The organism is Clostridium sp. MCC328, from assembly GCF_018785465.1.
Taxonomy (GTDB): Bacteria; Bacillota; Clostridia; order Lachnospirales; family Lachnospiraceae; genus Pilosibacter; species Pilosibacter fragilis.
On record NZ_WQPW01000067.1, the window covers coordinates 145,180 to 152,209 of the forward strand.

Consider the following 7,030-nt stretch of genomic DNA (forward strand, 5'->3'; position numbering starts at 1 on the left):
TTACCATTCATACACGATTTTGTGCAGTTTGCACGAACCCCATTGTATCAGGGTTACGTTTACGTTAAAATTTAGACATGAAATGTGAAATATTTATAAAGAATATGAAGCATTTGAAAAGTGGGTATGTAATGATCCGGGTGGGACCGGATCGTTACGGGTAAACAAAAAGAAGGAGAGGTAAACAGTATGAGATTAGTGAAAAGAATCACAGCAGCAGCTATGGCACTCACAATGACAGCAGCTCTTGCAGGATGCGGCAGCAGCTCCGGCAGTACATCTACAACAGCAGCAGCTGACACAACAGCGGCAGCCGTAACTGAGAAAGCGGCGGATGGTTCCAGCGCAGAGGCAGGCAGCACGTCCGTGAGCATTGACAGGGCGAAAGAGTTTGTCACAGTCGCAACCGGTCCTACGAGTGGTATCTACTACCCGATCGGCGGCGCATTTGCAACCGCATTAGGAAATGCAGGATATAAGACATCCGCACAGGCAACCGGCGCTTCCGTTGAGAACATCAACCTGATCTTAAACGGTGAGGCAGAGCTTGCGATCGCAATGCAGGACTCCGTCGTACAGGCTTATGAGGGCTTTGGTGCGTTTGAGAAGGCAGAGCCGGATCTGAGAGCCATGATGAGACTCTGGCCGAACTACGTACAGCTCGTAACCGTAGCAAGCACAGGCATCAAGAGCGTTGAGGACTTAAAGGGCAAGAGGGTCGGTATCGGTGCTCCGAACTCCGGTGTTGAGTTAAATGCGAGAATGATCTATGAAGCATACGGCATGACATATGAGGATAGTGATGTTGACTACTTATCCTACGGCGAAGCGATCGACCAGATGAAGAACGGCCAGTGCGACGCGGCATTCGTTACCTCCGGTCTTCCGAACGCAACCGTCAGCGAGCTGGCATTCAGCTACGATATGGTGATCGTTCCGATCGACGGCGAAGGCAGAGATAACCTGATCGAGAAGTATCCGTTCTTCTCCGCAAGCACGATCCCGGCCAATACATACAACAACAAAGAGGACGTGGAGAGCGTATTCGTTTACAATATCATGCTTGTAAATAAGGATGTATCCGATGACATGGTCTACGATATGCTTGACTGCATCTTCTCCGACGATGGAATCGCTACCATCAAGGCATCCCACAACACAGCAGACAAGAACATCGATGTTTCCTTCGGTGTTGACGATGTAAAGATCCCGCTTCATGACGGTGCTGCGAAGTGGTGGCAGGATCACGGTTATGAAACTCCTGAGAACTAAACTAAAAATCCTGATTCCGGTTCTTCTGGTAATCACAGCAATCTCTGCTGCCGTGTTCGCACGGCAGCAGAAAAAAATTCTGGTGATCGAAGAGCTTGAGACCGGAACGATTTACCGGGAGATTCCGGTAAAGACCGGTGACGAGCTTTCTTTCCAGTGGGAACATTCCTTTGAGCATATTCCATGGTACGAGTATTACGAGATACAGAAAGACGGAAGCTTCATTCTCCACACCATCGCGGTCGCGGGCTTCGGTGCCGGGATCCCGGCAGAGATGGACTGCAAATACCGCTACGAAGACGGACTCGTCTACATGGATGAGATCGAAAGCGTCTTTCCGCAGTTCAACTGGATCAATTCCCAGACAGCCCTGAAGAACATCAAGGTGAATGGCGAGCGCCTGATTCAGGGCTCTGACATGCCGCATCACGTAAAAATGGTGCTGAGGATCCGGAATGGTTTCGAAAAATAAAAAGGAAACTGCTGAAGCAACATCGACAACAGCTCTGACAACGAAGGGAAGGGAAATCTGTATGAGCGAAAAAGAGAAAAACATCATCCCCAGTACAGCGGAAGCAGAGATGAGTGAGGAAGAAAAACAGAAACTCCTCGAGCAGTTTGATAAAGAGAGCAAGACGAGAAAGTTCGGATCCCCGGTATTAAAGAAAGCTTACCGGGTATTCGCGATCATCGTTACCTTATATCATCTGGTTTTCGCATCCGGCCTTTACATGCCGGAAACATTAAAGCATCGTTCCATCCATGTCGGCATGATCCTGATCCTTGCCTTCATGCTTTATCCGGCCACGAAAAAAGCGAGCCGCAAAGTGATCGCGTGGTATGATTATGTATTTATCGCATTGTCAGCCGCAGTTCCGATCTATATGTGCGTAGATTATGTAAACATCATCAACCGTGCCGGAAAGCCGGACATGATGGATGTCGTGATCGGTACACTCTTAACACTGGTCGTTCTTGAGGCAACGAGACGTGTCTGCGGCATGGCTCTCCCGATCATCTCCATTATCTTTATGATCTACAGCTTAATGGGGACAAAGCAGGGACTCATCCCGATCGATGTCCCGGGCATTTTCCTCCACAGAGGATACACATGGCAGAAGTTAATGAGCCACTTCTTCTCGAACACGGAAGGTATTTACGGATCGTCAGTCAATGTCGCGTCCACCTACATCTTCCTCTTCATCGCCTTCGGTGAAGTCATGAACAAGTGTGGTATGGGTCAGTTCTTCAACGACTTCGCGAACGCCATCGCGGGCGGCACAAAGGGCGGTCCGGCAAAGGTAGCGGTCGTTGCTTCAGGTCTTCTCGGAATGATCAACGGTGCAGCCGTAGCCGTAGTTGTTACGACCGGTTCCTTCACGATCCCGCTCATGAAAAAATCCGGCTATGACGACGAGTTCGCAGGCGCCGTTGTTGCGACCGGTTCTGTCGGTGGACAGCTGATGCCGCCGGTTATGGGTGCTGCCGCATTCATCATGGCAGATACCCTCGGCATGAAGTACAACGAACTTCTTTTATCCGCGATCATCCCGGCAGTCATCTACTACATGGGCATCCTGTTCCAGATCCAGATGAGGGCTGAGAAGATGGGAATGCAGGGAACCCCGAAGGATCAGCTTCCGAAGATGTCCCAGGTCATGAAGGAGTACGGTCATCTGGCACTCCCGATCATCTTCCTCGTTTACATGCTGTTCTTCTCCGGAAAGACGGTTATCATGGCTGCGTTCTATACGATCGTATTCACGATCATCGTGGCGCAGTGCAGAAAAAATACGAGAATGACCTTCCAGGATATTCTTGATGCGATGGTAGCGAGCGCGAAGTCTACCGTATCCGTAGCGATCGCCTGCGCCTGCGTTGGTATTATCGTTGGTTCCTGCTCGATCACAGGTTTCGCCCTGAATATGGCAAATACCATCATCAGCATCGGAGGAAAGAGCCTGATGTTCACATTGGTATTCACAATGATCACCTGCATGATCTTAGGTATGGGTCTTCCGAGTATCCCGTCCTATATCATTACATCCACGATCGCAGCTCCGGCTCTGGTACAGCTTGGTATCCCGGCCCTGGTTGCCCACATGTTCTGTTTCTACTTCGCAATGTTCGCAAACCTGACACCGCCGGTTGCCCTTGCAGCCTTTGCGGCAGCAGGTATCGCAGGCGGAAGTCCGATGAAGACAGGATGGGCATCCGTAAAGCTTGCACTTGCAGGATTCATTCTTCCGTACATGTTTGTATACAATACAGACCTTCTGCTGCTTGATACTCCGCTTGCAAAAGCGATTCAGGTTGCAGTAACTGCTGCAGTTGGTGTATTCTTAATCAGTACAGCAGTCGAAGGTTACCTGTTCACAAAGGTCAACATCGTATTGAGAATTGCCAGCCTCATTGGCGCTTATCTCCTGATCGACAGCGGTCTTGTGACAGATATCGCTGGTATCGTGATCTGCGCAGTTGTATTCGTATTCCAGAAAGCAGCTGCAAAGAAGAGTGCACCGGCGGCAGCGTAGACCTTCATAGATAACCGGTGAACACACAGGGACTGCTGCAGAAAATTTACTGCGGCGGTCCCTGTTTTTCTATATGTGTCTGTTAGAATACGCCGGGTCAGGCGTCAGACAGTTGTGATCCATGCCATGCGCAGATGGAAGCGCAGACATTCCGAAATGGAGGTTTTGCGCAGATTGCGATAACCACTGCGGACAGATATAGAAAAACAGGGATCGTCAGAGACAGGAGGAAACAACATGCTGCTTGATGTTATTTACAGTATCTGCTTTAACATCTGCCTATTGGTAGTGCTCGCCTTCATGATGACGAAGATGGACTTTGTCCAGAGACTTCTATTAAATGAAGAGGGCGGAAGTGAGGAAGGAAGAGGAGAGAGCGTCTGGCAGAGGCTCTGGGAAAAGGTGCTTCTCGGTGTAATCTTCGGCGTCTTCTGCATCATCTCTGATTACATTGGGATTCAGGTGACAGGGGCGCTGCCGAATGCCCGGGTGATCGGTGTCCTGTCCGCCGGATTTCTGGGCGGTCCTGTCTCCGGCTTTATCACGACAGTGATCGCGGCGGCCCATCGGTATCTGATCTTTCCAGAAAGGATCTCTACGGTGGCCTGTGTGCTCTCCGCGATCATCCACGGGATCATCGGTTCCTTTATCGGCTGGAAGAAGAAGGAAAACCGCCAGTACTCGAACACGTTTCTGCTCGGAGTCACGTTCATTTCCGAGATGATCCATATTGTTCTGATCCTGCTTCTCACCCGGCCGTTTGATGCGGCCGTTGAGATCGTAAAGATCGTGATCGTTCCGATGGTGATCATCAATTCCGTCGGCATGGTGATCTTCTTTAATGTTTTTAAATCGATCTTCAACACAGAGGACTTAAAGGTCGCATCCAAGGTCTCCCTCGCCATGAGAACCGCCGAGCGGTGTACCCCGTATCTGGGCTCTGTGGAGAATGACCGGAAGACGGCGGGAAAGATCATCGACATTATTATGGAAGAGTACCACTGTCAAGGCGCGGCACTGATCGATGATATGAAATTTCTGGCAAGGAGCGGGGCATTTTCCAGTATCGTTCTCACAGAGAACAATTATCCGAGACTCCTGTCTGCGACAAAGACCTTTAAGACGACGAGGATCAGCCGCGTGCCTTTACCGGAGGACGGATTTTATCCTCTTTATAAGGAGGATGTGATCATCTCCGCACCGATCCTCCTCGATGAGGGAAAGGTTCTGGCGCTTGTGATGCTGGTGAAGAAAAATGCCTATTCCTATCGGGCGGATATTGAATTTGTCACGGGACTGGCGAACCACTTCGCGATGCAGATCAAGCTCTCGGAGATGGAGAAACAGAAGGAAGAGCTGAGAAAAGCGGAGCTTCGGACCCTGCAGTCCCAGATCAATCCGCACTTCCTGTTCAATTCATTAAATACGATCTCCTACTTCTGCCGGGAAAAGCCGGAGAAGGCGAGGGAGCTCTTACTGGCACTGAGCTCCTATTTCCGCAGCATGCTGGAGGATACCGATTATATGGTAACGCTGGACACGGAGTTAGAGCATGTAAAAGCCTATACGATGCTGGAGGAGGCGCGGTTTGAAAAACGTCTCTCGATCGAGATCAATGCGGATCCGGAGGCGCTTCGAAGCTGTGTTCCGAACCTGATCTTACAGCCTATCGTGGAGAACGCGGTTCATCACGGGGCGATGCAGAGGGAAAAAGGAGTCGGAAAGGTCATCGTAAACGTAAAACGGGAGGAACGGTCCACGAGGATCGACGTGATCGACAACGGACCGGGAATGGACTACCGGATCGTCCAGAGCCTGTACGGCGGGGAAAAAGTGGAACACACAGGAATCGGAATGATGAACGTGCAGCAGAGACTGATCTCCTTATACGGAAAGTCCTACGGACTCCAGATCGTGACAAGTGAAGAAGGGACGGACGTGCGGATGAATATTCCGGACAGCGCGGCTGGAAGCGCACAGCAGGAGGAAACGATCGGCTGACGATCTTCCGGAAGAGCAGATGACAACAGCCTGCTGTTTGGAACAGCGGCGTTTTTGACAGAACATGGGAGGCATGAGGTATGAGAATAGCAGTAGTTGACGATGAGCGCCCGGCAAGAAGCGAACTTAAATATCTGGTGGAACAGTGTGAGCCGGATGCGGAGATCGCGGAGGCCGACGGGAGCGAAGAATTTCTTGCAATGCTGGAAAATGAGAACTTTGATGTGTGTTTTGTGGATATCAATCTGGGCGGCATGAACGGCACTACGCTGGCATCCATGATAAAGAGAAAGCAGCCGGACACGCTGATCATCTTTGCCACTGCGTTCCAGGAATACGCGGTAAAGGCCTTTGAGATCGGGGCGGTGGATTATCTCTTAAAACCCTTTGACTATGAGCGCGTCAAACGGGCGATGGAGCGGGTCCATGAACACATAAAGGAAAAGGCCGCCGGTCCCGGATATGAAATCGGGAAGATCATGGTGAACGTGGGCTCCAGCTTTCAGGTTGTTGACGTGGCGGATATCGTGTTCATCGAGACGGAAAAGCGTTCCTGCAAGATCCATATGAAGGACGGATCCTTCTATCTGCAGAACGAGTCACTGAACAATTATGAGACTCACCTGAAAAAGAGCCGGTTCTTCCGGATCCACAAGAGCTACCTGATCAATCTGGATTATGTGAAGGAGATGCAGGTGAGCTACAATAATGGATATTGTGTGAAGATGAAGTATTATGATGCTGAGGCACTGCCGATCGGACGGACTCAGGTGAAGGAATTCCGGCAGATTTTTGAAAAATAGGAATAATCAGAAGAGTAAAGAAAATATTGAAAAATAAAGATCCCGTCAAAAGCCAGGACGTACAGATATTGTACAGAGGAAGGTTTCGGTGGGATCTTTAACAAGAATCAGCAAGAATTCTCCCACCTCTATAGGTGGTGAGATGAATTGCTATCTCTTGCATAGTGCCATAGTTGGCATGTAAATATCAGATTATTGCACATAGCTGTGTTGTGTATTGTAAACTTCTCATATATTGATTTTTATAGTCGTGCTATATCATCAATCCTGCATACAATGAATAAGCCTGAAGGAAAAATAGATTGCAGATCAAGAAGAACAAATGTTCTGAAATGTAATGGACAAATGATCTCATTTGTGATATAATTAAATCAGTCGAAATAGAAAGAAAGGCTGATAAATATGAGAGAACTTGACAAT

5 protein-coding genes are annotated in these 7,030 nt (G+C 49.4%); all 5 read left to right on the forward strand.

Translation table 11 applies throughout. The features are described from left to right. Window positions 1–189: 189 nt before the first annotated feature. The 5 genes from GPK83_RS11150 to GPK83_RS11170 all read left to right on the forward strand — a co-directional run bounded on the left by GPK83_RS11150 (window position 190) and on the right by GPK83_RS11170 (window position 6,610). The gene (locus tag GPK83_RS11150; protein WP_243016000.1) at window positions 190–1,272 is read left to right on the forward strand and encodes a TAXI family TRAP transporter solute-binding subunit; all 1,083 of its coding nucleotides are present in this window, start codon (window positions 190–192) and stop codon (window positions 1,270–1,272) included. Continuing rightward, window positions 1,253–1,744, forward strand: a complete 492-nt coding sequence (locus tag GPK83_RS11155) for a DUF1850 domain-containing protein (RefSeq protein ID WP_215704787.1) — start codon at window positions 1,253–1,255, stop codon at window positions 1,742–1,744. Before GPK83_RS11150 ends, GPK83_RS11155 begins: the two co-directional genes overlap by 20 nt. A 61-nt stretch (window positions 1,745–1,805) precedes the next feature. Next, complete coding sequence (locus GPK83_RS11160; protein ID WP_117484399.1) at window positions 1,806–3,806, forward strand: TRAP transporter permease; 2,001 nt, start codon at window positions 1,806–1,808, stop codon at window positions 3,804–3,806. A gap of 237 nt (window positions 3,807–4,043) precedes the next feature. Beyond that, window positions 4,044–5,807: a LytS/YhcK type 5TM receptor domain-containing protein gene (locus tag GPK83_RS11165; protein ID WP_215704788.1), complete on the forward strand. Its 1,764-nt coding sequence runs from the start codon at window positions 4,044–4,046 to the stop codon at window positions 5,805–5,807. An 80-nt stretch (window positions 5,808–5,887) separates the two neighbouring features. Continuing rightward, window positions 5,888–6,610 (forward strand): LytTR family DNA-binding domain-containing protein, encoded by a 723-nt coding sequence (locus tag GPK83_RS11170; RefSeq protein WP_215704789.1) that lies wholly within the window; start codon window positions 5,888–5,890, stop codon window positions 6,608–6,610. Window positions 6,611–7,030: the final 420 nt, after the last annotated feature.

Bases quoted from the DNA above. Each gene is read 5' to 3' on its own strand.
- GPK83_RS11150 (WP_243016000.1), top strand. From the start codon at position 190: ATGAGATTAGTGAAAAGAATCACAGCAGCAGCTATGGCACTCACAATG.
- GPK83_RS11155 (WP_215704787.1), top strand. From the start codon at position 1,253: ATGAAACTCCTGAGAACTAAACTAAAAATCCTGATTCCGGTTCTTCTG.
- GPK83_RS11160 (WP_117484399.1), top strand. From the start codon at position 1,806: ATGAGCGAAAAAGAGAAAAACATCATCCCCAGTACAGCGGAAGCAGAG.
- GPK83_RS11165 (WP_215704788.1), top strand. From the start codon at position 4,044: ATGCTGCTTGATGTTATTTACAGTATCTGCTTTAACATCTGCCTATTG.
- GPK83_RS11170 (WP_215704789.1), top strand. From the start codon at position 5,888: ATGAGAATAGCAGTAGTTGACGATGAGCGCCCGGCAAGAAGCGAACTT.